This is a genomic window from Actinokineospora sp. UTMC 2448, from assembly GCF_024760565.1.
Taxonomy (GTDB): domain Bacteria; phylum Actinomycetota; class Actinomycetes; order Mycobacteriales; family Pseudonocardiaceae; genus Actinokineospora; species Actinokineospora fastidiosa.
In genome coordinates this window covers 6,318,385-6,340,897 of record NZ_CP031087.1, presented here as the reverse complement: position 1 = coordinate 6,340,897, position 22,513 = coordinate 6,318,385, and the positions used below count along the sequence as shown (strand labels likewise).

At 73.7% G+C, this 22,513-nt stretch carries 20 protein-coding genes; 14 read left to right on the top strand and 6 right to left on the bottom strand.

The features are described 5' to 3' along the window. The first annotated feature begins 10 nt into the window (after positions 1-10). The 4 genes from Actkin_RS29135 (at position 11) to Actkin_RS29120 (ending at position 6,217) form a co-directional block, all read left to right on the top strand. Positions 11-1,540 carry a DNA polymerase Y family protein gene (locus tag Actkin_RS29135; protein ID WP_258908005.1) on the top strand — a complete coding sequence of 510 codons (1,530 nt, stop codon included), beginning with the start codon at positions 11-13 and terminating at the stop codon, positions 1,538-1,540. Between the two features lie 136 nt (positions 1,541-1,676). Then, entirely contained in the window at positions 1,677-4,967 is a 3,291-nt protein-coding gene (locus tag Actkin_RS29130) for an error-prone DNA polymerase (protein ID WP_258905013.1), read from the top strand. Between the two features lie 10 nt (positions 4,968-4,977). Then, positions 4,978-5,616, top strand: coding sequence for an HAD family hydrolase (locus tag Actkin_RS29125; RefSeq protein ID WP_189209597.1), 639 nt, complete (start codon positions 4,978-4,980; stop codon positions 5,614-5,616). 13 nt (positions 5,617-5,629) lie between these two features. Next, entirely contained in the window at positions 5,630-6,217 is a 588-nt protein-coding gene (locus Actkin_RS29120) for a pentapeptide repeat-containing protein (protein ID WP_189209598.1), read from the top strand. Between the two features lies 1 nt (position 6,218). On the opposite strand, the gene Actkin_RS29115 is transcribed toward Actkin_RS29120, so the two are convergent. Next, entirely contained in the window at positions 6,219-6,413 is a 195-nt protein-coding gene (locus Actkin_RS29115; protein ID WP_189209599.1) for a hypothetical protein, read from the bottom strand. Positions 6,414-6,519: 106 nt separating this feature from the next. Between Actkin_RS29115 and Actkin_RS29110 the strand changes: the two genes are divergently transcribed. Next, positions 6,520-6,711, top strand: coding sequence for a hypothetical protein (locus tag Actkin_RS29110; protein ID WP_189209600.1), 192 nt, complete (start codon positions 6,520-6,522; stop codon positions 6,709-6,711). 3 nt (positions 6,712-6,714) lie between these two features. Here Actkin_RS29110 and Actkin_RS32670 read toward each other — a convergent pair whose 3' ends face one another. After that, positions 6,715-11,013 carry a glycohydrolase toxin TNT-related protein gene (locus tag Actkin_RS32670; protein WP_309569089.1) on the bottom strand — a complete coding sequence of 1,433 codons (4,299 nt, stop codon included), beginning with the start codon at positions 11,011-11,013 and terminating at the stop codon, positions 6,715-6,717. Positions 11,014-11,189: 176 nt separating this feature from the next. Here Actkin_RS32670 and Actkin_RS29100 point away from each other — a divergent pair, with 176 nt between their 5' ends. The 4 genes from Actkin_RS29100 (at position 11,190) to Actkin_RS29085 (ending at position 14,261) form a co-directional block, all read left to right on the top strand. Continuing rightward, positions 11,190-12,176 carry a helix-turn-helix transcriptional regulator gene (locus Actkin_RS29100; RefSeq protein ID WP_189209601.1) on the top strand — a complete coding sequence of 329 codons (987 nt, stop codon included), beginning with the start codon at positions 11,190-11,192 and terminating at the stop codon, positions 12,174-12,176. Beyond that, positions 12,167-13,090: a DMT family transporter gene (locus tag Actkin_RS29095; RefSeq protein WP_189209602.1), complete on the top strand. Its 924-nt coding sequence runs from the start codon at positions 12,167-12,169 to the stop codon at positions 13,088-13,090. Before Actkin_RS29100 ends, Actkin_RS29095 begins: the two co-directional genes overlap by 10 nt. A 5-nt stretch (positions 13,091-13,095) precedes the next feature. Then, positions 13,096-13,950, top strand: a complete 855-nt coding sequence (locus Actkin_RS29090; protein ID WP_258905012.1) for a bifunctional methylenetetrahydrofolate dehydrogenase/methenyltetrahydrofolate cyclohydrolase — start codon at positions 13,096-13,098, stop codon at positions 13,948-13,950. Between the two features lie 77 nt (positions 13,951-14,027). Then, complete coding sequence (locus tag Actkin_RS29085) at positions 14,028-14,261, top strand: DUF3017 domain-containing protein (RefSeq protein ID WP_189210135.1); 234 nt, start codon at positions 14,028-14,030, stop codon at positions 14,259-14,261. Here the strand turns inward: Actkin_RS29085 and Actkin_RS29080 are convergent. Continuing rightward, entirely contained in the window at positions 14,254-15,051 is a 798-nt protein-coding gene (locus tag Actkin_RS29080) for a helix-turn-helix domain-containing protein (protein WP_258905011.1), read from the bottom strand. The genes Actkin_RS29085 and Actkin_RS29080 overlap by 8 nt on opposite strands. 219 nt (positions 15,052-15,270) lie before the next feature. Here Actkin_RS29080 and Actkin_RS29075 point away from each other — a divergent pair, with 219 nt between their 5' ends. The 3 genes from Actkin_RS29075 (at position 15,271) to Actkin_RS29065 (ending at position 17,733) form a co-directional block, all read left to right on the top strand. Continuing rightward, positions 15,271-16,254, top strand: a complete 984-nt coding sequence (locus Actkin_RS29075) for a malate dehydrogenase (protein ID WP_229786673.1) — start codon at positions 15,271-15,273, stop codon at positions 16,252-16,254. Between the two features lie 67 nt (positions 16,255-16,321). Continuing rightward, complete coding sequence (locus Actkin_RS29070) at positions 16,322-17,137, top strand: inositol monophosphatase family protein (RefSeq protein WP_258905010.1); 816 nt, start codon at positions 16,322-16,324, stop codon at positions 17,135-17,137. A 197-nt stretch (positions 17,138-17,334) separates the two neighbouring features. Beyond that, the gene (locus Actkin_RS29065) at positions 17,335-17,733 is read left to right on the top strand and encodes an SsgA family sporulation/cell division regulator (protein ID WP_258905009.1); all 399 of its coding nucleotides are present in this window, start codon (positions 17,335-17,337) and stop codon (positions 17,731-17,733) included. A gap of 148 nt (positions 17,734-17,881) precedes the next feature. On the opposite strand, the gene Actkin_RS29060 is transcribed toward Actkin_RS29065, so the two are convergent. Next, entirely contained in the window at positions 17,882-18,259 is a 378-nt protein-coding gene (locus tag Actkin_RS29060; RefSeq protein WP_258905008.1) for a bacteriophage spanin2 family protein, read from the bottom strand. A gap of 42 nt (positions 18,260-18,301) precedes the next feature. Beyond that, positions 18,302-19,639: a serine/threonine-protein kinase gene (locus tag Actkin_RS29055; protein ID WP_258905007.1), complete on the bottom strand. Its 1,338-nt coding sequence runs from the start codon at positions 19,637-19,639 to the stop codon at positions 18,302-18,304. Positions 19,640-19,669: 30 nt separating this feature from the next. Between Actkin_RS29055 and Actkin_RS29050 the strand changes: the two genes are divergently transcribed. Then, positions 19,670-20,338 (top strand): spermine/spermidine synthase domain-containing protein, encoded by a 669-nt coding sequence (locus Actkin_RS29050; RefSeq protein WP_258905006.1) that lies wholly within the window; start codon positions 19,670-19,672, stop codon positions 20,336-20,338. Here the strand turns inward: Actkin_RS29050 and Actkin_RS29045 are convergent. Then, positions 20,304-20,876 carry an HhH-GPD-type base excision DNA repair protein gene (locus Actkin_RS29045; protein ID WP_258905005.1) on the bottom strand — a complete coding sequence of 191 codons (573 nt, stop codon included), beginning with the start codon at positions 20,874-20,876 and terminating at the stop codon, positions 20,304-20,306. The genes Actkin_RS29050 and Actkin_RS29045 overlap by 35 nt on opposite strands. Before the next feature lie 379 nt (positions 20,877-21,255). Here Actkin_RS29045 and Actkin_RS29040 point away from each other — a divergent pair, with 379 nt between their 5' ends. Beyond that, on the top strand, positions 21,256-22,500 hold the full coding sequence (locus tag Actkin_RS29040) for an MFS transporter (protein ID WP_258905004.1): 1,245 nt from the start codon (positions 21,256-21,258) through the stop codon (positions 22,498-22,500). The last annotated feature ends 13 nt before the right edge of the window (positions 22,501-22,513 follow it).

Genomic DNA, 22,513 nt, shown 5'->3' with positions numbered 1-22,513 from the left:
AGATGTCGTGCTGCTCGTCGTGTGGTGTCCTGATTGGCCGGTCGTGGCCGCGAGTGCCGCGGCCGGGGTCGGCATCGACACGCCCGCGGCCGTGGTGGCGGCCAACCGGGTCGTGGCGTGCAACGGGCCCGCGCGGGCCGAGGGGATCGCCGTCGGGCTGCGGCGGCGGGAGGCGCAGGGGCGCTGCCCCGAGCTCGTCGTGCTGCCCGACGACCCCGACCGCGACGCGCGGCGGTTCGAGCCGGTCGTCGCGGCCGTCGAGGAGCTGGCGGTCGGGGTCGAGGTGGTGCGCCCGGGCGTGGTCGCCGTGCCCGCCAGGGGCCCGGTCGGGTACTTCGGGTCAGCCGAGGCCGCCGCCGAGCGGCTGATCGACCACGTCGGCGCGCGGGCCGACGCCGAGTGCCTGGTCGGGATGGCCGACGGCCTCTTCGCCGCGACCCTGGCCGCCCGCAGGGGACTGCTGGTCGCGGACACGCCCGCGTTCCTGGCCCCGCTGGGCGTGCACGAGCTGGACTCGCCCGAGCTGGTCGACCTGCTGCGCCGCCTGGGCATCCGCACGCTCGGCGCGTTCGCCGCGCTGGACCAGCGCGACGTGGCCACCCGCTTCGGCGCCGCCGCCGCGTACGCCCACCAGCTGGCCGCTGGCCGCGAGCAGCGCCCGGCCGCGCGCCGCACCCCGCCTGCCGACCTGGCCGTCACCGCGCACCCCGACCCGCCGGTCGACCGGGTCGACGCCGCCGCGTTCCTCGCCCGCACCCTCGCCGAGCGCCTGCACGCCGGGCTGGCCGCGCACGGGCTGGCCTGCACCCGGCTGGCCATCCACGCCGCCACCGCCACCGGGGCCGAGCTGGCCAGGGTGTGGCGCTGCGCGGAGCCGCTCACCCCGGCGGGCATGGCCGACCGGCTGCGCTGGCAGCTCGACGGCTGGCTCAGCGGCCCCCACCGCCCCGACGCCCCGATCACCGCGCTGCGGCTGGACCCGGTCGAGGTGGTCGACGGCCGGGCGCTGCAGCTGGGCCTGTGGCAGGGCGCGCACGACGAGCACGCCGAGCGCGCGGCCCGGGCGATGGTGCACGTCCAGGGCCTGCTGGGCCCCGACGGCGTGCTCATCCCGGTGATGACGGGGGGACGCGGCCCCGCCGACCGGGTCCACCTGGTCCCCTGGGGCGACGACCGCACCCCGCCCGCCCCGCCGGACCGGCCGTGGCCCGGCGCGCTCCCGGCCCCGTCGCCGACCACCGTCCCGCCGCGCCCGCTGCCCGTCGTCGTCCGCGACGCGGAGGGGGAGGAGGTCGCGGTGACCGGCCGCTTCCGGCTCACCGCCGACCCGGCCGAGGTCGTCGTCGGCCGCCACCCGCCGCGCCGCGTGCTGGCCTGGTCGGGCCCGTGGCCGGTCGACGAGCGCTGGTGGGACCCGCGGGGCAGACGCCGGGCGCGGCTGCAGGTCGTGCTCGCCGAGGCGTCCGAAGAGGACAACCAGGCAGCGCTGCTGCTGAGCAGGGAGGACGAGAAATGGACCGTGGAGGGGATTTACGGGTGAGCGACGACGACTGGATCGACCTGATCGACCTCACCGAGCTGATCCCGCACCCGCGCGGGCCGCTCCCGGAGTCCTGATCCCGGCCCGGGCGGCCCGCCCCACGGGCCGCCCGGGCCCTCACCAGCGGAGGACGGCGATGGGCTGGAACAACCCGCCGGTGCGGTGGTCGGAGCTGGAGCGCATTCTCTCCGGCCGCGCGCCGGAGGTCGGCGACGGCGGGGACAGCCCCGCCTGGACCCGCAGGCGCGAGCGCTACCTGCCCACCGGCGGCACCGCGCACCCGGGTCCCACCGACCACCCCGACGGCGACTCCCGCGTCCCCTACGCCGAGCTGCACTGCCACTCCAACTTCAGCTTCCTCGACGGCGCCAGCCACCCCGAGGAACTGGTCGAGGCCGCCGCCCTGCTCGGTCTGGACGCCATCGCCATCACCGACCACGACGGCATGTACGGCGTCGTCCGCTTCGCCGAGGCCGCGCGGGAGCTGGGCGTGCGGACGGTCTTCGGCGCCGAGCTCAGCCTCGGCCTCACCGAGCCGCAGGCGGGCAGGCCCGACCCCGGTGGCGAGCACCTGCTGCTGCTCGCCGACGGCCAGGACGGCTACCACCGGCTCTCCCGCGTGCTCACCACCGCCCATCTCGCGGGCGAGGAGAAGGGCAAGCCGCAGTACGACCTGCCCTACGTCGTCGAGCAGACCCGCGACCACTGCGTCGTGCTCACCGGCTGCCGCAAGGGCGCGGTGCGGCAAGCGCTTGCGCGACAAGGTCCCCAGGCCGCGTTCGAGCAGCTGCGCCACCTCGTCACCGCCTACGGCAAGGACCGCGTCTTCGTCGAGCTGACCGACCACGGCTATCCCGACGACTCCACGCGCAACGACCTGCTGGCGGGGATGGCCAAGGACCTCGGCCTGCCCACCGTCGCCACCAACGCCGTGCACTACGCCCACCCGCAGCGCGGCCGCCTCGCCGCCGCGGTCGCCGCCGTGCGCGCCCGGCGCAGCCTGGACGACCTCGCGGGCTGGCTGCCCCCGGCGCCCACCGCGCACCTGCGCACCGGCGACGAGATGCTGGCCCGCTTCGCCCGCTACCCCGGCGCGGTGCAGCGCGCGGCCGTGATCGGCGTGCAGCTGTCCTTCGACCTGCGGCTGCTGGCGCCCAAGCTGCCGCCGTTCGACGTCCCGAGTGGACACACCGAGGCCAGCTACCTCGCCGAGCTGACCTACCGCGGCGCCGCCCGCGTCTACGGCTCCGCCGCGGAGCGCCCGCGCGCCTACGCCCAGCTCGCCCACGAGCTGCGGGTCATCACCGAGCTGGGCTTCCCCGGCTACTTCCTCGTCGTGCACGACATCGTGCGGTTCTGCCGGGACAACGACATCCTCTGCCAGGGCCGCGGCTCGGCTGCCAACTCCGCGGTGTGCTTCGCCCTCGGCATCACCCGGGTGGACGCCGTGCGCTGGGAGCTGCTGTTCGAGCGGTTCCTCGCCCCGGCCCGCGACGGGCCGCCGGACATCGACATCGACATCGAGTCCGACCGGCGCGAGGAGGTCATCCAGTACGTCTACCGCAAGCACGGCCGCCGCCACGCCGCCCAGGTCGCCAACGTCATCACCTACCGCGCCAAGTCCGCGGTGCGCGACATGGCCAAGGCGCTGGGCCACTCGCCGGGCCAGCAGGACGCGTGGAGCAAGCAGATCGACCGGTGGGGCCCGCTGACCGACACCGTCGGCGACACCCACCACGACATCCCGCAGCCGGTGCTGGAGCTGGCCGGGCAGCTGGAGAACTTCCCCCGGCACCTGGGCATCCACTCCGGCGGCATGGTCATCTGCGACCGCCCGGTCAGCGAGGTCTGCCCGGTCGAGCCCGCGCGCATGAAGGACCGCACGGTCCTGCAGTGGGACAAGGACGACTGCGCCGCCATCGACCTGGTCAAGTTCGACCTGCTCGGGCTGGGCATGCTCTCCGCGCTGCACTACGCCATCGACCTCGTCGCCGAGCACCACGGCGTCGACGTCGACATGGGTGAGCTGGACCTCGCCGATCAGAACGTCTACGACATGCTCTGCCGCGCCGACTCCGTCGGGGTCTTCCAGGTGGAGAGCCGCGCGCAGATGGCGACGCTGCCCCGGCTGCGCCCGCGCGAGTTCTACGACCTGGTCGTCGAGGTCGCGCTGATCCGGCCCGGCCCGATCCAGGGCGGCTCCGTGCACCCGTACATCCGGCGCAAGAACGGCAAGGAGCCCGTCACCTTCGACCACCCGCTGCTGGAGAAGTCGCTGCGCAAGACCCTGGGCGTGCCGCTGTTCCAGGAGCAGCTGATGCAGGTCGCGGTGGACGTGGCCGACTTCACCCCGGCCGAGGCGGACGAGCTGCGCCGCGCGATGGGCGCCAAGCGCTCCACCGCCCGGATGGAGCGGCTGCGCGAGCGCTTCCACGCGGGCGCCGCGCGCAACGGCGTCGGGCCCGAGCTGGCCGCCCGGATCTACGAGAAGCTGTTGGCCTTCGCCAACTTCGGCTTCCCGGAGAGCCACGCGCTCAGCTTCGCGTACCTGGTCTTCGCCAGCGCGTGGTTCAAGCTGTACTACCCCGCCGCGTTCTGCGCCGCGCTGCTGCGCGCGCAGCCGATGGGCTTCTACTCGCCGCAGTCGCTCGTCGCCGACGCGCGCAGGCACGGCGTGGAGGTGCGCGGGCCGGACATCAACGCCAGCCTCGCCCACGCGACGCTGGAGGACGCGGGTAAGGCCGTGCGGATGGGCCTGGGTTCGGTGCGCGGCATCGGCGACGAGCTGGCCGAGCGGATCGCCGCCGGCCGCCCGTACGCCGACATGGTCGACCTGGCCCGGCGCGTCGGGCTGACCCGCGCGCAGATGGAGGCCCTGGCCACCGCGGGCGCGTTCGGCTGCTTCGGCCTGGCCAGGCGGGAGGCGCTGTGGGCGGCGGGCGCGGCTGCGGCCGAGCGCCCGGAGTTCCTGCCCGGCACCGCGGTCGGCGTGGCCGCGCCCGCCCTGCCCGGCATGGACGCCCTCGAACTGGCCGTGGCCGACGTCTGGGCGACCGGGCTGTCCCCGGACAGCTTTCCGACCGAGTTCCTGCGCGCCCGGCTGGACCGCCTCGGCGCGCTCACCACCGCGGCGCTGTCCGAAGTGGATAGTGGGACCCGGGTGCTGGTCGGCGGCGCGGTGACCCACCGGCAGCGGCCGCAGACCGCTGGCGGGGTGACGTTCCTCAACCTGGAGGACGAGACTGGCATGATCAACATAGTGTGCTCCCCGGGCCTGTGGGCCCGGTATCGTCGAATCGCGCGCACGAGTTCGGCGCTGTTGGTGCGCGGGGTGGTGGAGAACGTCGACGGGGTGGTCAGCCTCAACGCCGACCGGCTCCAGCACCTGGACATGCGAATCCCGGCCACGTCCCGGGATTTCCGCTGAGGGGGGATGGATGGAAGGCGTGATCTTCGACTGGCGCGGCACCCTGGTGACCACCCTGGACGGGGTCGCCTGGGTGCGCGAGGCGCTGTGCCTGATCGGCCGGGACGCCTCCGCCGAGGAGATCTGGCAGCGCGTCTCCGTCTTCGAGGACCTGCTGGACGCACCCGGCGTCGACACCTCCCGGGCCATCCACCACGCCGCCTACTACCGGGTGTTCTCCCAAGCGGGGCTGGACAAGGAGCTGGCGGACGCGCTGTACGCGGTGGAGTCCGACCCGGCGCACAACCCGTTCGCCGTGGACGCCGCCGACACCCTGCGCGCGGTCTCCGCCGCGGGGTGCCGCGTCGCCGTGCTGAGCGACATCCACTTCGACCTGCGGCCGGTGTTCGCCAAGGCCGGGCTGGCCGACGTCGTGGACGTCTACGCGCTGTCCTACGAGCTGGGCGTGCAGAAGCCGTCCCCGGAGATCTTCCGCCACGCGCTCGCCGCGCTGGGCACGTCGCCGTCGTCGACGCTGATGGTGGGCGACCGGGCGCGGCCAGACGGCGGGGCGGTCGAACTCGGCCTGCCGGTGCTGCTGGTGCCCCCGCTGCGGTCGGTCGCCGAGCGGCGGCTGCACTTGGTGACGGCGCTTGTCGGGGCGGCATGACAGGGTGGGCGGCGTGCACGAGGAAGACATCGACCACACCGACGCCGACTTCCACGGCCAGACCTGGACCGGCCGCCACTTCACCCGCTGCGACTTCACCGAGGCCGACCTGCGCGGGCTGACGACGGAGACGTGCGTGTTCACCGAGTGCGTCTTCACCCGGGCCGACCTGGGCGAGTCGACCCACCGCGGCACGGCGTTCCGGTCGTGCACGTTCGACCGCACGACACTGACCGAGAGCACGTTCACCGGATGCAGCCTGATCGGCTCGGCGTTCCTCGACGTGCGCTTCCGGCCCGTCACCATCCGCGACTGCGACCTGACCCTGGTCAGCCTGGCCGGGGCGGCGCTGCGCAAGACCGACCTGTCGGCCCTGCGGCTGCGCGAGGCGAACCTCAACGGCGCCGACCTGCGCGAGACCGACCTGCGCGGCGCGGACCTGACCGGCGCCCGGCTGTTCGAGACCGACCTCGGCGACGCCGACCTGCGCGGCGCCCGCGTGGACGCCGACGGCTGGGTCCAGGCCAAGCTGCGCGGCGCGCGCATCGACCTCGACGCGGCTGTGGTGTTCGCCGCCGCCCACGGGCTGCGGATCGGGTGAGTCAGACCGGGGGGACGATGCCCGCCAGGGTGCCCTGCTCGCAGAACGGGCAGGGCCGCGACGTCTGCACGGTGCGCCCCACGCCGCCGACGACCGCGTGGACGGTCTGCACGGTGTAGCGGGATCCGTGGCAGTTGTGGCACAGGGTCTGGACCAGCGGGGGAACGTCCGGCTCGTCCTCGGTCTCGTCGGTCATCCGCGCCTCCGGTTGCCCACCGTACGCCCCTTGCGGCGCGCCGGGAACCGCCGATCACCCGGCGGGTACCGTGGGGCGGCAGGTGTTTTGCGTGGATAGGTCGGTGATGAGGGAAGAAGAGTTCGGCACGGTGCCGTCGGAGCTGCAGACGATCTGCCCGCTGTGCGGCGGGTCCGGCATGGTCGCCGACCCCAAACTGGCCATCATCGGCGGCGTCCCCCGCACGGTGGACAATGGCCGCCCCTGCCCCACGTGCCGCAAGGACGGCCATTTCCCCGGGCTGATCCCGCCCGTCTGACCCTCAGGCCCTGGCAGGCGGCTGCCGGTCGGGGATCTCCTCCAGCACGCCGTTGCTGACGAGCTCGGCGATGGACTGCGGGAGCACGTACGCGGTGCCGCCCCCCGGCTGGTCGAACCACGGAATCGCCGCGCCGGTCAACGCCTCGGTCGCCCGCACGACGCGGTATGCCCGGTACGGGCGGTTTATCCAGTCGGGAACCAGAGACCGCCGGTCGAACGGCGTGCCCACCGCGTAGGTGAGGTTGCCGGAGGGGTCGCCGTAGCGGTCCAGCTCGGTGCCTTCGGGGAGCTGGATCAGCTGCTTGCCCCGGAACAGGGTCAGCGGCGGCTCACCCCGCAACGGCTGGATCGGCCAGTCCTGCGGCCTGCGCGGCCGCCCACCTTCTCCGGCCTGCTGCGCCATCTGCTCAGCCGACTGCGCCCGCTCCGGCCCCCGAGGCACGAACTGCCCCGGCCCACCCTCGCCGAACGCCCTGCCCTGCTCGTCCCGCCGCCCCTGCTGAACCCCCAACTCCTGCTGCCCAGCCCCGAACGGCTGCCCACCAGCGGTGGCGAACTGCCCCACCGGCTCCCCCGAGGGCACAAACTGCCCACCGCGCTCACCTGGCTGCCCGAACTGTCCGCCGTGGTCACCCGGCTGTGCGAACTGCCCGCCGTGCTCGCCCGGCTGTGCGAACTGCCCGCCGTGGTCACCTGGCTGCCCGAACTGCCCGCCGTGCTCGCCCGGCTGGGCGACCTGCTCGCCCGCCTGCGCGAACTGCCCCATGGGCTCGCCTGGGTGTGCGAACTGTCCGCCTGCCTGCGCGAATTGCCCCACGGGCTCGCCGGGCTGGGCGAACTGTCCGCCCGGCTCGCCCGCTTGGGCGAACTGCCCCACCGGCTCGCCTGCCTGCGCGAACTGGCCAACAGAGTCGCCAGCCGGTGCCGCCTGCCCACCGGGCTCAGCAGGCTGGGCGAAGTGGCCTGCCTCACCTGGGTGTCCGAACTGACGGCCAGGCTCGCCTGCCTGCCCGTGCGCAGCGGCCTCGCCCGCGTGCCCGAACGGACGTCCGGATTCGCCCGCCTGACCGAACTGGCCCACGGGCTCACCCGGCTGCCCGAATTGAGCCCCCGGCTCGCCCGGGTGCCCGAACTGGCGCCCGGGTTCCTGGCCGAACGGACCGACCGGCTCACCCGGCTGCCCGAACGGCCCCACGGGCTCGCCGGGTCGCCCGAACTGCCCTGAGGGCTCTCCAGCCTGCCCGAACCGCTCGCCTGCCTGGTTGAACTGCCCGCCAGCCTCGCCCGGGGGAGCGAACTGCCCGCCAGCCTCGCCTGGGTGGCCGAACTGAGCGCCAGGCTCGCCTGCCTGCCCGAACTGACCCACGGGCTCGCCCTGGTGCCCGAACTGCCTGCCGGGTTCTCCTGTCTGCCCGAACTGGCCGACCGGCTCGCCCGCTTGACCGAACTGACCTGCGGGCTCGCCCGCTTGACCGAATGGGCCTGCGGGTTCGCCTGGCTGGTTGAAGTGGCCTGCTGGCTGCTGGCCGAACGGGCCTGCACCCTCGCCTGCCTGGTTGAACGGGCCGCCGAGCTCGCCCGGGCGGCCGAACTGGGCCCCAGGTCCACCGTGCCCGAACTGGCCCCCGGGCTCGCCTGCCTGCGCAAACTGCCCCACCGGCTCGCCCTGCCCGAACTGGCCGGGCTCGCCCTGCCCGAACTGGCCGGGCTCGCCCTGCCCGAACTGGCCGGGCTCGCCCTGCCCGAACTGGCCGGGCTCGCCCTGCCCGAACTGGCCGGGCTCGCCCTGCCCGAACTGAGCGGGCTCGGCCTGGCCGAATTGGCCGGGCTCGGCCTGGCCGAACTGAGCGGGCTCGGCCTGGCCGAATTGGCCGGGCTCGGCCTGCCTGAGCTGGCTGGGCTCGTCCTGCCCGAGCCGACCGGGCTCCGCCTGCCCGAACTGAGCGGGCTCGGCCTGCCCGAACTGACCGCGCCCCGCTTGGTCGAACTGGCCGGGCACCTGGTCGAACTGGCTGGGCTCGGGCTGGTGGAACTGGCCTTGCTCGGCCTTCCCGAACTGGCCGGGCTCGGCGTGGTCGAAGTGGCCGGGCTCGGGATGGTCGAACTGGCCCCCGGACTCGGGAGCCTGCCCGAACTGCCCACCCGGTTCCCCACCCGCGAACGGCGGCTGGGAGCTCAGCTGCTCCTGCCCCTCCTGCTCACCCGGCGCAAAACGGTGGCCTGCTGCGTCGCTGGCATGCGGCGGGGCGAACTGGTTGTCGGCTTCGCCGAACCGCTGTCCGCCCGCGTCGGCAGGGGGAACGAACTGGGCGTGATCGTCGGGGCCGATCGGCTGTCCGGGGGCGCCGCTGGCGGCGAAGTCGTGTTCGCCCGGTTGGCCGGTGGGAGCGAAGGCGTCGTCCTCGGCTTGCTGGCGGGGAGCGAAGAGGCTGTCCTCGCCGGACTGTCCGGGTGCGAGCTGGTCTTGGCCCTCGTGCTCGCCCGGCTGGCCGGGGGCGGACTGGTCGTGCGCTTCGGATTCGCCCGGCCCGGTGGGAGTGTCCTGCTCGCCCGATCCGGTTGACCGGCTGGCGGCGAAGGGCTCGTCGAACTGGGCGCCCCCGTCGAATCGCTCGTCGGCGGCGAGTTCGTCCTCGCGGGCGAACTCGGGCGAGTCGGTGGGCGGGAGCTGACGCTCGTCCGACTGCGGGGTGGCCGCGTCCGCCTCCTCGGCGGGGGCCTCCGGCGCCGTGAACGTCTGGGGAGCCGCGCCGCCGTGGGTGAAGAGTTGTTCGTGCGGCGGGGGCTCGGTGGGCGGGGTGAACGGCTCGTCCTGGGCGCGGGAGTGCTTCGCGGCGCCGGGTTCCGGGGTCTCGGAGTCGCGGCGGGCGAACTGGCTGAAGCGGCCCGGGCGGTAGTCCTCGTCGTCGTCATCGAACTGGCGGGGCTCGAACAGCCCGTCGCCCACCGGGCGGGCCGGGCGGAACAGGTCGTCGCCGGACGGGCTCGACTGGAGCGGGCGGCTCGGGGGGAGCGGCCTGCGCCGGTCGTAGGAGTCATCGTCGTCGTCCTCGAGCTCCGCCAGGGGCGCGCTGACCGTCGACGGGCCGGGGCTCGACGCGGGCGCGGTCTCCAGGATCAGCTTGCCCGCCAGGAACGCGGCAGCGTCGCCTGCGTCGGCGAACACGGCGGGGGCGACGTAGTGCCCGTCGAACCAGCCGACCCGCCAGCCCTCGCCCGTCTGCTCCATCGTCCACGCCGGACCCGACGGGGTCCCCACGGTGTACGCCGACTCCGGCACGCCCAGCTCGTCCAGCCGGGCGCGCAGGCGCTCCACGACCTCCGCCGCGGGCGTGACCGGCGGCAGCGGCTCGTCGACGGTGACCGGGTCGGGCACGTTCGGCTCGTCCTGGGCGGACTCCGCCGGCACCCGCTCCGGGTGGTCGAAGGTCGGCGCGGCGGGCTCGCCCTCGGCGGGCTGCTCGGGCTGGGCCATGTCCGGCGGGCGCACCGGCGGGCGCCTCGGCCCGGCGATGAACGCCGCCGCCGCGGTCCTGGCCTGCTCGTCGACCTCCGGCATGTGGAACTCGGCCCGGCGGATGTGCGCCACCAGCTCGGGGTCCGGCGGGACGCCGTGCGTGCGCAGGTAGAAGTTGACCGCGGCGGGCCAGATCCAGACGCCGTCGGTGTGGAAGGCGATCGGGACCGTCTGGCGGCGCTCCTCGTCGAAGAGGTCGGTGTCGTAGCCGCGCGCGGGCAGCGCCAGCGGCGCGGCGTCGAGGTAGTGCTGGACGCGCTCGCGCTCCTCGCCGTCGACGGGCGGGCGGTTGAGCACCGGCCCGGCCGGGCCCATGCCGTCGAAGAGGCGCGCGGTGCGGAACGGCGGCTGCAGCGCCGCCAGCGTCCTGGTCAGCCACTCCGGGACGTTCTCGTCCTCGCGGGGGAACATCCGCAGCTCGTCGAAGAAAGCCGGGGGCGGCGGCTGGTTCTGCCAGCGCGGCTCGTCCCGGTCGTACTCCAGGTTGTAGGCGGCGGGCCGGTCGAGCTGGTACCGGGCGTTGAACCAGGTGCCCCGGCCCTCCCGGTACATGCCCGCGCGCAGCCGCGCGAACAGGGCGCCGATCTCGGGGGCGACCGGCAGGTCGGCGGTGGTGTCGTCGGGGAAGACGACCTGGCCGTGCACCTCCGTGTAACGGCCGATGGCGCGGAACGACACCTCGATCGAGGCCCAGTCGGTCGGCGCGGCCCGCAGCAGCGCCAGCCCGATCTGCTTGACCAGGGCGTCCTGTTCGGTCGGGTTGAGCTGGGTAGGTCCTGCCACGCGCCTATCTTCCCCTGTCCCGGGTGCGAGAGCACACGGTGGACCCGCCGCCCCGGTCCTGCCTGCGGCGATGACGCAAAGTCAGCGGCAACGTCAACCCGAGCGGGTGATTTACCGCCCTGTTTGTGCCGGCGGCACAGGTGTGCCAGTCTCCGCGTGCACCGACGGAGGTCAGCATGTCCGACGGCGATCTGGCGCCGCACCTGTCCCGTCTCGGCCTGCCCGACGACGAGATCCACGCCTACCAGTACCTGCTGCGCACCGGCCCCTCCACGGCCGAGGAGATCGCCGCGGGGATCGGCCGCCCGCAGCCGGGCGTGCGCGTGGCGGTGCGGGCGCTCACCGACGCCGGGCTCGTCGGCACCGGCGGCCCGCACGGCACCGTGTTCACCCCGGTGCCGCCCGCGTCCGGCCTGGAGATCCTCAGCCGCAGACGGGCCAGCGAGCTGGAGCAGGCCCGCGTCGCCACCCTCAACGCCTACGACACCTTCCGCCGCGCGGTCTCCCCCCAGCGCACCGACGACCTGATCGAGGTCGTCACCGGCACCGCGATCGCCCAGCGCATCCAGCAGATGGAGCTGAGCGCGCGCACCGAGATCCGCAGGCTGGAGTCCCCGCCGTACTTCACCGAGGGGCACGTCAACAACGCCGAGCTGGAACAGCTCGCGCGCGGCGAGGTCACCTACCGCGTGGTCTACGCGCGAGCGTCCGTTGAGGACCCCGCCCGTTACGCCAACAACATCCAGCCGTGCGTCGCCGCGGGCGAGCAGGCGCGGGTGCTGCCCGAGGTGCCGGTGAAGCTGACCATCGTGGACCAGCAGTTCGCCACGGTGTCGCTGCCGGTCGCCGAGGCCGACGTCAACCGGTCGCTGCTGGTCGTGCACCCCAGTTCGCTGCTCTCCGCGCTGGTCGGGCTGTTCGAGGCGTCGTGGCGGCTGGCGGTGCCGCTGCAGGCCGGGGCGCACGCGGTGTCCCCGGTGCAGCCGATCGAGCAGCGCCTGCTCGGCCTGCTCGCCGCGGGCGCCAACGACGACTCCATCGCCCGCCAGCTCGGCATCAGCAGGCGCACGGTCTTCCGCCACCTCCAGCGGCTGATGGAGCACGCGGGCGCGACCTCCCGCTTCCAGCTGGCCGTCCACGCGGTGCGCCACCGGTGGATCTGAAACGGCTCGCGGGGCTGCTCGCGGCCTTCACCGGCGGCACGGCGATCGCCGTGCAGAGCCGGATCAACGGGGAACTCGCGCGCGGTCTCGGCGACGGGCTGTTCGCCGCGCTGGTCTCCTTCGGCGTGGGGCTCGCGCTGTTGTGCCTGGTCGTGGCCTCGGCGCGGAACCCGAGGGCGGCGGTGGGCCGCTGGGTCCGCGCGCTGCGCTCGGGCGAGCTGCGGCCGTGGCAGTGCCTGGGCGGCGTCGCGGGCGCCTGGTACGTCACCACGCAGGGCCTGACGGCATCGATCCTGGGCGTCGCGGTCTTCACCGTCGCCGTGGTCGCCGGGCAGGTGGTCAGCAGCCTGGTCGTCGACCGCGCGGGCATCGGCCCGGGCGGCCCGGTCCCGATCACCTGGCCGAGGGCGGTCGGCGCGGCGCTGGCCGTGCTCGCGGTGGCGGTCGCCGTCTCCGACGAGTTCGGCGAGCCGAGGACGCTGTGGCTGGCGGTCCTGCCCGCGCTCGGCGGCGCGGCGATGGGCTGGCAGCAGGCGGTCAACGGGCTCGTGCGGGCGGCCAGCGGCAGCGTCCGGTTCGCCACGCTGGTCAACTTCGCCGTCGGCACGGTCGCGCTGCTCCTCGCGTGTGCCGTCGACGTCGTCGTGCGCGGCTGGCCCGCGCCGCCGCCGACGGACTGGTGGCTCTACACCGGCGGGGCCATCGGGATCGTCGCGCTGACCACGGCCGTCTTCGCCGTCCGCCACATCGGCGTCCTGCTGCTGGGGCTGTGCGCGGTGTGCGGGCAGATCACCGGATCGATCGCCGTGGACCTGCTGGGCCGGGGCGTCTCGACGGCGACGCTCGCGGGCGCGGCGGTCACCCTCCTCGCGGTGGTGGTCGCGGCGGCGCGTCGGCCCGCAATGAGAGGATGACGGCCGTGACGGCGACGATTCTGGACGGCAAGGCGACCCGAGACGCGATCCTGGACGAGCTGCGCGTGCGCGTGGCGGCCCTCGCCGAGCGCGGCGTGGTGCCCGGCCTCGGCACCGTCCTGGTCGGCGACGACCCGGGCTCGCAGGCGTACGTGCGCAGCAAGCACAACTTCTGCCGCAAGATCGGCATCAACTCGATCCGCCGCGACCTGCCCGCCACCGTCAGCCAGGCCGAGCTCGAGGCGACGATCGACGAGCTCAACGCCAACCCGGACTGCACCGGCTACCTGATCCAGCTCCCGCTGCCCGGCCACCTCGACGCGGGCCGCGCCCTGGAGCGCGTCGACCCGGCCAAGGACTCCGACGGCCTGCACCCCACCAACCTGGGCAAGCTCGTCCTCGGCGACGTCGCCCCGCTGCCGTGCACGCCGGTGGGCATCGTCGAGCTGCTGCGCCGCTACGACGTCCCGCTGGCCGGCGCCCGGGTCACCGTCGTCGGCCGCGGCGTCACCGCGGGCCGCCCGCTGGGCCTGCTGCTGACCCGCCGCAGCGAGAACGCGACCGTGACCCTGTGCCACACCGGCACCAAGGACCTCGCCGCCGAGGTGCGCAGGGCCGACATCGTGGTCGCCGCCGCGGGCAGCGCGGGCCTGATCACCGCCGACATGGTCAAGCCCGGCGCGGCCGTGCTCGACGTCGGCGTCACCCGCACCGACCGGGGCCTGGTCGGCGACGTGCACCCGGACGTGCGCGAGGTCGCCGGGTACCTGGCGCCCATGCCCGGCGGCGTCGGCCCGATGACCATCGCCATGCTGCTGCGCAACACCGTCGAGGTCGCCGAGCGGACCGCGCGGTCGTGAGCGAGCCGGTCGGCGGCCGGGGCGAGCCGCCAAGGACCCGGCACCCGGCGCTCGTACACCTGCCGTTCGTGCTGGTCATGGCCGTGGTCGCGGTCGGGCTCGTGCGGATCAGCATGTACCACTGGCGCGAGGGCAGCGTCTGGATCGGGCTGGCGCTGCTGCTGGCCGCGGGCCTGCGCGCCCTGCTCCGCGACGAGCAGGCGGGTCTGGTCGCCATCCGCGGCCGCGCCGTCGACGTGCTGACCTACGCCGCCTTCGGCACGATGGTGATCGCGGTCGCGGTGACCATCGAGGGCGGCCCGCTCAACTAGCCAGCCGCGCGATCCTGGCCAGCGAGTCCTCCTCGGACAGCGCCGTGCTCAGCAGCTCCACCACGACCCGGTCGTAGTGGCGCACCTCGGCCTGGTCCTCGACGAACAGCCGCGACGTGCGCTTGTCCAGCACCACGACCGCGCCCCGGTGCGGGAACTGCAGCCGCTGGAACGGCCCGCCGAGGCCGGGGTGCCCGTGCGGCAGGTCCGGGATCACCCGGATCGTCACCGACCGGCGCGCGCCCGCCTCGACCAGGTACCGCAGCTGCTCGCGCAGCACGTCCGGCCCGCCGACCGCGGTGCGCAGGACGGCGTCGGCGATGATCGCGTAGTAGCGCGGCGGCTGCGGCTTGCGCAGCACGGACTGCCGGTGGATGCGCTGCGTCCAGCGGTCCAGCACGGAGTCGTCGTCGAGCATGGCCACCTCGCGCAGCGCGGCCTGGGCGTACGGGACGGTCTGCAGCAGCTCGGGGATCAGCGCCGACTGGTAGTCCACGATCATCGCCGCGCGCGTCTCCAGGAAGCGCAGCGCCGAGTCCGACCCGCCCGCGCCGTCGCCGAGGCTGGCCGCGAGGTCGATCAGGTCGTCGCGGCTGAGCCCGGTGACGCCGTAGAGGCCGAGCAGGGCAGCGACGTCGTCGGGGGCCTGGGGCGCGCGGCCGTTCTCCATCCGGCTCAGCTTGGCCGCGCTGATCCCCACCTTGGCCGTGACCTCGGCCAGGCTCAGCCCGACCCGGTCGCGCTGGGTGCGCAGCTCCGCGCCGAGCAGGGCGACACGCACGTCCGACATCGTTCTCCCTGGGCCATCTGGGGGACGCGCGCCATGATCGCCGCAGGGTGCCCGCCCGAACGCCCGCGCGTTACGGTGTCGCGGCAGAACCACCCGATGGGGTCGGCCGGAGACCCTGCTCACCGTCTACCGCCGCCGCCCCCGGCGGTTGGTAGCCTCCACTGCGCCGGGCGACGCCGCAGGCATGGCAGCCCGCTGACACCGGGAGGGAACTGCCAAGTGGCACCCGTCAACGTGACCGTCACCGGAGCCGCGGGACAGATCGGCTACGCGCTGCTGTTCCGCATCGCATCGGGGCACCTGCTCGGCCCCGACACCAAGGTCAACCTGCGGCTGCTGGAGATCCCGCAGGCGGTCAAGGCCGCCGAGGGCACCGCGATGGAGCTGGACGACTGCGCCTTCCCGCTGCTGTCGGGCATCGAGATCACCGACGACGCCAAGAAGGCCTTCGACGGGGTCAACGTGGCCCTGCTCGTCGGCGCCCGGCCCCGCACCAAGGGCATGGAGCGCGGCGACCTGCTGGAGGCCAACGGCGGCATCTTCAAGCCCCAGGGCGAGGCCATCAACGCGGGCGCGGCCTCGGACGTGCGCGTGCTGGTCGTCGGCAACCCGGCCAACACCAACGCCCTCATCGCCTCCGCGCACGCCCCCGACGTGCCGCGCGAGCGCTTCACCGCGATGACCCGCCTCGACCACAACCGCGCGCTCTCGCAGCTGGCGGCCAAGGTCGGCTGCGCGGTCACCGACATCAAAAAGATGACGATCTGGGGCAACCACTCGGCCACCCAGTACCCCGACCTGTTCAACGCCGAGGTCAACGGGCAGTCGGCGGCGTCGGTGGTCAACGACGAGGCGTGGCTGGCCGACACCTACATCCCGACCGTGGCCAAGCGCGGCGCGGCGATCATCGAGGCGCGCGGCGCGTCCAGCGCGGCGTCGGCGGCGAACGCGGCGCTCAACCACGTCCACGACTGGGTCAACGGCACCGCCGAGGGCGACTGGACCTCCATGGCGATCCCGTCGGACGGCTCCTACGGCGTGCCCGAGGGCCTGATCTCGTCCTTCCCGGTGACCTGCTCCGGCGGCGAGTACTCCATCGTGCAGGGCCTGGAGATCAACGAGTTCTCCCGCGCCCGCATCGACGCCTCCGTGGCCGAGCTGGTCGAGGAGCGCGACGCGGTGAAGGCCCTGGGCCTCATCTAGAGTCCGATCGCGACGGCCCCTCCCGCTTTCCGGCGGGAGGGGCCGTTCGTCTTGTTACGGTGCCGGGGTGAGCCTGATCGCCTGGCCTGTGCCGGTTCCCGACCTGCCCGCCGACGTCCACCCCGCGCTGGCCGACGCCGCCCGCGCCGCCTCCGCCGCCTACGGCGTGATCCGCCGCTCGCACGGGCGCGCCGCGCTCGCCGAGGAGGTCGGCATGGGCGCGGACGGCACGCCGACGATGCGGGTGGACGCCGTCGTCGAGGAGGCGATCGCGGAGTCGGCGCAGCGCAGCGGGGTCAACCTGCTGTCGGAGGAGATCGGCTTCCTCGACCACGGCTCGGCGCTGACGCTGGTGGTCGACCCGGTGGACGGCTCGGCCAACGCCGCGTCGGGGGTGCCGCTGTCGTGCTTCGCCGGGGCGCTGGTGCGCGACACCCTGCCCGCCGAGGCGCTGACGACCTGGTTGGACACCGGCCGGGCGTGGTGGGCGCGGGTCGGGCACCCGACGGCGTTCCGCACGAGCGGGCGCACGCGGCTGGCGGGCGCGACGGTCAACCTGCTGCGGCCGAAGACGGCCAACCGGGACGCCTGGCTGCGCGTGGCGGACCGGGCCGGGCGGCTGCGCATCCTGGGCACCACGTGCCTCGAGGCGATCCTCGTCGCCGAGGGCTCGGTCGACGCCTTCGCCGACGCGGGCTCGGACACCCTGCGGATCGTCGACCTCGCGGCCGCGTTGGTGACCGTGCCAGCGGCGGGCGGGACGGTCATCGACGCGCGCGGCCGGGCCCTGGAATTCGACCCGGACCTGACCCGGCGGTGGTCCGGGATCGCCGCGGCGACCCCGGCGCTGGCCGAGGAACTCGCCGCCACGATTCTCGGGTGACCCGAGGCTCACGCGATCGGGTCGCCAACCCGGCAATCAGCGCTACGGAGGGGACGTCCGGATTAACTCCGCCGTAACTCCTTCCCCCGATAGAGGGAAACTGCAGGTAATGGCATCACGGACCGCTGCCGCCCGCGTTTCCCTGTCGACGGACCCGGGAACGACTACCCCGGGGCCTGGAGGACAGGGAGGCACCGATGACCAGCGAGCACACCGAGCAGCTCATCTCGCTCTACAACGGCAGCATTCCGGTTCGGTCCCGGTGGACCTACCGGACGGCCGAGCCGTTCACCATCGCGGCCGCCTTCCAGACCGACAACGACAGCTGGGTCAAGTGGGTCTTCGCCCGCGACCTGCTGCTGGCCGGGCTGTCCTCGGCGGCCGGTGAGGGCGACGTGCGGTTCCGGCCGGGGTCCGACGCCAGCGACCGGGTGCTCTACGTCGAGATCGAGTCGCCCGACGGCCACGCGATGCTCGTCATGAGCCACGCCGACGTCGCCGACTTCGCCGCCGTGACCGCCGCGATGGTGCCGGTCGGCGAGGAGAGCGACTTCTTCGACGTCGACGCCCTGATCGCGGAGATCACCAACGTCTGAACCGGCGATTTCAGATGATCTGATCATATGATCGCGCCATCGGCATGATGCGATCATATGATCGGATCATCTGGAACCCGCTCCCGCGGCGCGATGGCCGCCCTCCCCGAGCGCACGGGGTGGGCGGCCATCGGGGTTCAGCGCGGGGTTACAGGCAGGCCTGGCTCAGCGCGTTGAAGGCGTCCAGCTTCTGCTGGGTCCAGTCGGCGAGGTTCGCCGGGTCGAGGTTGGCGGGGATCTCCCGCAGCTGGGTGGCCATGTCCGTCAACGCGGTGCTCAGCGTCGTGTCGGACACGTCCTGGGCGAGCGTGGTCAGCTCGTCGGCCTTCTGCTGGGCCTCGTCGACCGCCTGCTGCGGGTCGTTGGCGTCCGGGGTGAACCCGGCCAGCTCCAGCGCCTTGACGCACACGCTCGCCTTGTCGGCCGCGTTGCCCGCGGTGTCGGCGGCTTCCTGGATCTCGGCGCAGGCGGTCAGCGCGCCCAGCAGTGCGGCGGCGGTCAGGGTGGTGGCAATCCGAGAACGCATCGTGCCCCTGTCAGTAGGAGTGGACGGCAGCAAGGCTACCGATCAGCCGGGGCCGAAGGCGCTGCCGGTGCGCTCCGCGCCGGGTTCCGACGCCAGGCACAGCACCGACGCCCGGTCGGGGCTCGGCAGGACCTCCACCGCCCATCCTGCCGTGTCGACGCCCGCGCGGGCGGTCATCACCCGGGCCGAACAAGCCGCGCTGACCTGCGGTAACGCCAGGATCTGCGTGCCGGTCATCGTGGCGGCCTCCGGGGGAAGCGGGAGGCCGCTGAACGCCTGCCAGGCGTGCGGTTCGGTGCAGGGGATCGGGCGGGCTGTGATCTGCATGTCGGCGCTGTTGACGAGCCCGCCGAAGCACCTGTCGGCCACGCAGTAGCCGTCGGTCTCGTGGCCGGGGCATTCGGCCATCCCGGCGGGCGCGGCGACGGCGCTCTCCGGCGGCGGCTCCGGCTCGGCGGTCCGCTCGTCCGGCGGAAGAAACCCACGGCCGAGGAATCCCGCCGCGAGCAGGGCGGGGACGGCGAGCACCGCGGCCGCCCTGCGGCGCCGCTCGACCCGGGGCGCCTGCCGGGCGGGCCGCAGTCCGCTCAGCTCGTCGCGCAGCCGCTCGGCCGAGTCCGTCCGCGCGGCCGGGTCCGCGGCGAGCGCGCCGAGCAGGGCGGCGTTGACCGCGGGCGGGGCGTGCGGGATCGGCGGCACCGGCGCGTTCAGCGCGCCGACCAGCTGGTCCAGGGAGTCGGCAGGCCAGGGGATGGTGCGGGGGATGGAGCCCGCGATCAGCGTGTAGAGGGTCGCGGCGAGGGAGTAGAGGTCGCCTGCCGGGCTCGGCGCGGCGTGGGCGAACACCTCGGGCGCGGCGTAGTGCGGGCTCAGCGCGCCCACGGTGACGGTGCTCTCGGCGTGCGCGTCGAGGATCGCGGCCAGGCCGAAGTCGGCGAGCTTCACCGCGCCGAACGCGTTGACCAGGATGTTCGCGGGCTTGATGTCGCGGTGCAGGATGCCCGCGGCGTGCATCCGCGCCAGGGCGTCGGCCAGCCGCGCGCCCATCTCCACGACCTCGTCGACCGGCAGCGGCCCGCGCTCGCGCAGCACGTCGGCCAGCGAGCCGCCGGTGCACAGCTCCATGACGATGTAGGGCCTGCCGTCCTCGGCGACACCCGCGTCGTAGACGTTGACGACGTTCGGGTGCCCGGACAGCCGGGCCGCGGCGCGGGCCTCGCGCAGGAAGCGGGCCTGGTCGCGCTCGGTGGTCAGCACCCGGTTGTCGAGCTTGACGGCGACGTCCCGGTCGAGCCGGTGCTGGCGGGCCAGGTGCACCGTGCCGAACCCGCCCTGACCGAGCGGCCGCACGAACGCCAGCCCGGGAACCGTGGGAAGCATGGCGCGGACTCTGGCACAGTGGGCGGACATATGGACGAGCTGCCCACCGTGATCGCCCGCGCTCCCGGCGCGTGCGGCGAACTGGTCCTGCGCCGCGTCGGCGCCCACCACGAGATCATCGCCGACGGGATGTTCCTGATGGACACCCGCGCGGGCGAGTCCGAGCGCCTGCTGGTCGACGCCGCGGCCGACCGCATGCCCGACGGCGCCCCGCTGGTCGTCGGCGGCCTGGGCGTCGGCTTCTCCCTGGCCGCGGCCCTGTCCCACCCGAGGGTGGGCGAGGTCGTCGTGGTCGAGCGCGAGCAGGCGGTCATCGAGTGGAACGCGGGCCCGCTGGGCAACGCCGACCTGCTGGCCGACCCGCGCGCGCACTGCGTCCCGGCCGACCTGGTGACGTGGCTGTCCACTGTGGAGGAGCCTTTCGGGGCGGTGTGCCTGGACATCGACAACGGTCCCGAGTGGACCCTGGACGAGGGCAACGCGGGCCTCTACACCGACACCGGACTCGACCTGCTCGCCTCGGCCCTGACCCCCGACGGCGTCCTGGCCGTCTGGAGCGCCGCGGCCAGCGCGGACTTCCACGCGCGCCTGCGCGCCCACTTCGCCGACGTCGAGGAACTCACCGTCCCGGTCCCCCGGGGCGAACCGGACGTGGTCTACCTGGCTACGCCTTCGCCGCGGCCTTCATCGCCTTCTTGAACGCCCGAACCTCAGCCAACGACCCGGCGTCGACGACGTCCGCGACGCTGCGCTTGGACCCCTTCGTCCCGTAGTCCCCGGCCGCCTTGCGCCAGCCGTAGGGCGTCACCCCGAGCTGCTTGCCGAGCAGGGCGAGGAAGATCTTGGCCTTCTGCTCCCCGTACCCCGGCAGATCCTTCAACCGCTTGAGCACCACCTCAGCGGTCGGCTTGTCCTTGGTCCAGATCTGCGCCACATCCCCGTCGTAGTGCTCGACGAGGTACTGACACAGCGCCTGCACCCGCTTCGCCATGCTGCCCCCATACCGGTGAATCGCAGGCGGGGTGGTCGCGATCGTGGCGAACGCCTCCGGGTCGTACTCAGCGATCTCCCGCACGTCGAGCTTCCCGAGGCGGTCGTGCAGCTTCTTGGGCCCGTTGAACGCGACCTCCATGGGGATCTGCTGGTCCAACAGCATGCCGATGAGCAGTGCCAGCGGACTCTCCTCCAGCAGCGCGTCGGCCTCGGGATTCTGGGCGATGCAGAGCTTCGGCGTCATGGCGGAAGGATCGCATATCCGGCGGTCCGGGCCACCCTTGGACGCGAACAGCGTCGCCCCGCCGCTTGGTGTCGTCCGATCGGGGTGGAGAAGGCACGTGCGCTCGAATTGGGGCGACGAGATGAGCGTCGGTTGGGCGTGTCTTCCGGATTCGGTTCTCGCGGAGTTGCGTCTAGCGGGATGGGCTGCAAGGTGCTCAACGTCGGACGCCGAGCCGTGGCCACCGCCGCCGGGCACGGCCCGGTCCGGGACGGCCTGAGGACGGCCTGAGGACGGCCTGAGGCAGAGCGGTCGTTCACGCCCGTTGGGCATCGCCGGAGATGTGGTCGGCTGCCCCTGCCGTTCACCCTGGTCACCACGTCCACACGTGGAGGCGGCGATGCTGAAAGAGGCGAGTACCACCAAGCACCGCAAGGTCGCGGTCGCGGCGTTCCTGGCCTCCACTTTCGAGTGGTACGACTACTTCATCTTCGGCACCGCCGCCGCTCTCGTGCTGGGGGACGTCTTCTTCCCCGTCGCCAGTCCTGTCGCCGGGGTGTTGGCGGCGTTCGCGACGTTCGCGGTCGGGTTCGTGGTGCGGCCGATCGGGGCGGCGATCGCGGGGCATATGGGGGACAGGTACGGGCGCAAGCCCACGCTGGTCCTCGCGCTGATCGCCATGGGGGCGGCGACCACCGGGATCGGGTTGACGCCGTCGTACGCGGCCATCGGGATCGCGGCGCCGGTCATCCTCGTGTTGCTGCGGTTGCTCCAGGGGATCGCCGTGGGGGCGCAGTGGGGTGGGGCGATGCTGCTCGCCACCGAGTACGCACCGCCCGGCAAGCGGGGGTTGTACGGCAGTTTCGTGCAGGTCGGCGTGGTCGTCGGGGTCGTGCTGGCCAACATGTCGTTCGCCGTGCTGCAGAAGTCCGACGCGTTCGCGGCCTGGATGTGGCGGATCCCGTTCCTCGTGGGGCCGCTGGTGCTGCTGCTCGCCTGGTTCATCCACGCCCGCATCGCCGAGACGCCGGAGTTCCGGGGGGCCGAGCGGTCGCCGGTGCGGGAGGTGCTGAAGCACCACCGGGGCAAGGTGCTGCTCGCGGGCGGGTCCTTCGCCGTGCACCTGGCGACGTTCTACATCCTCATCACCGGCTCGCTCGACTACACGACCCGCGAGCTCGGCATGGACCGCGGGTCCGTGCTGGTCGTCGCCATGATCGTCGCGGGGGCGCAGATCGTCACGATCCCGCTCGCCGCGCGGCTGTCGGACAAGGTGGGGCGGTTCCGGGTCTACACCATCGGCGTGGTCGGGCTGCTGGTGTGGGCGTTCCCGATGTTCCTGCTCATCGACACCGCCGCCATCCCCGCCCTGATCGTCGCCCAGCTCGTCGGCGCGACGTTCCTCAGCTGCATCTACGGCCCGCAGGCCGCGCTGTTCGCCGAGCTGTTCGCCCCGCAGGTGCGCTACACCGGCGCGTCGCTGGCCTACCAGATCGCCTCGGTGCTCGGCGGCGGCCTGGCGCCGTTCCTCATGGTCCTGCTCCTGGAGTCGACCGGCACCTCCATGGCCGTCTCCGGCTACATCGCCGTGCTCGCCCTGATAGCCCTCGCCTGCGTGGCGCGGCTCCGGGTTGCCGAGCGCTGAGGGCGGGCGCAGG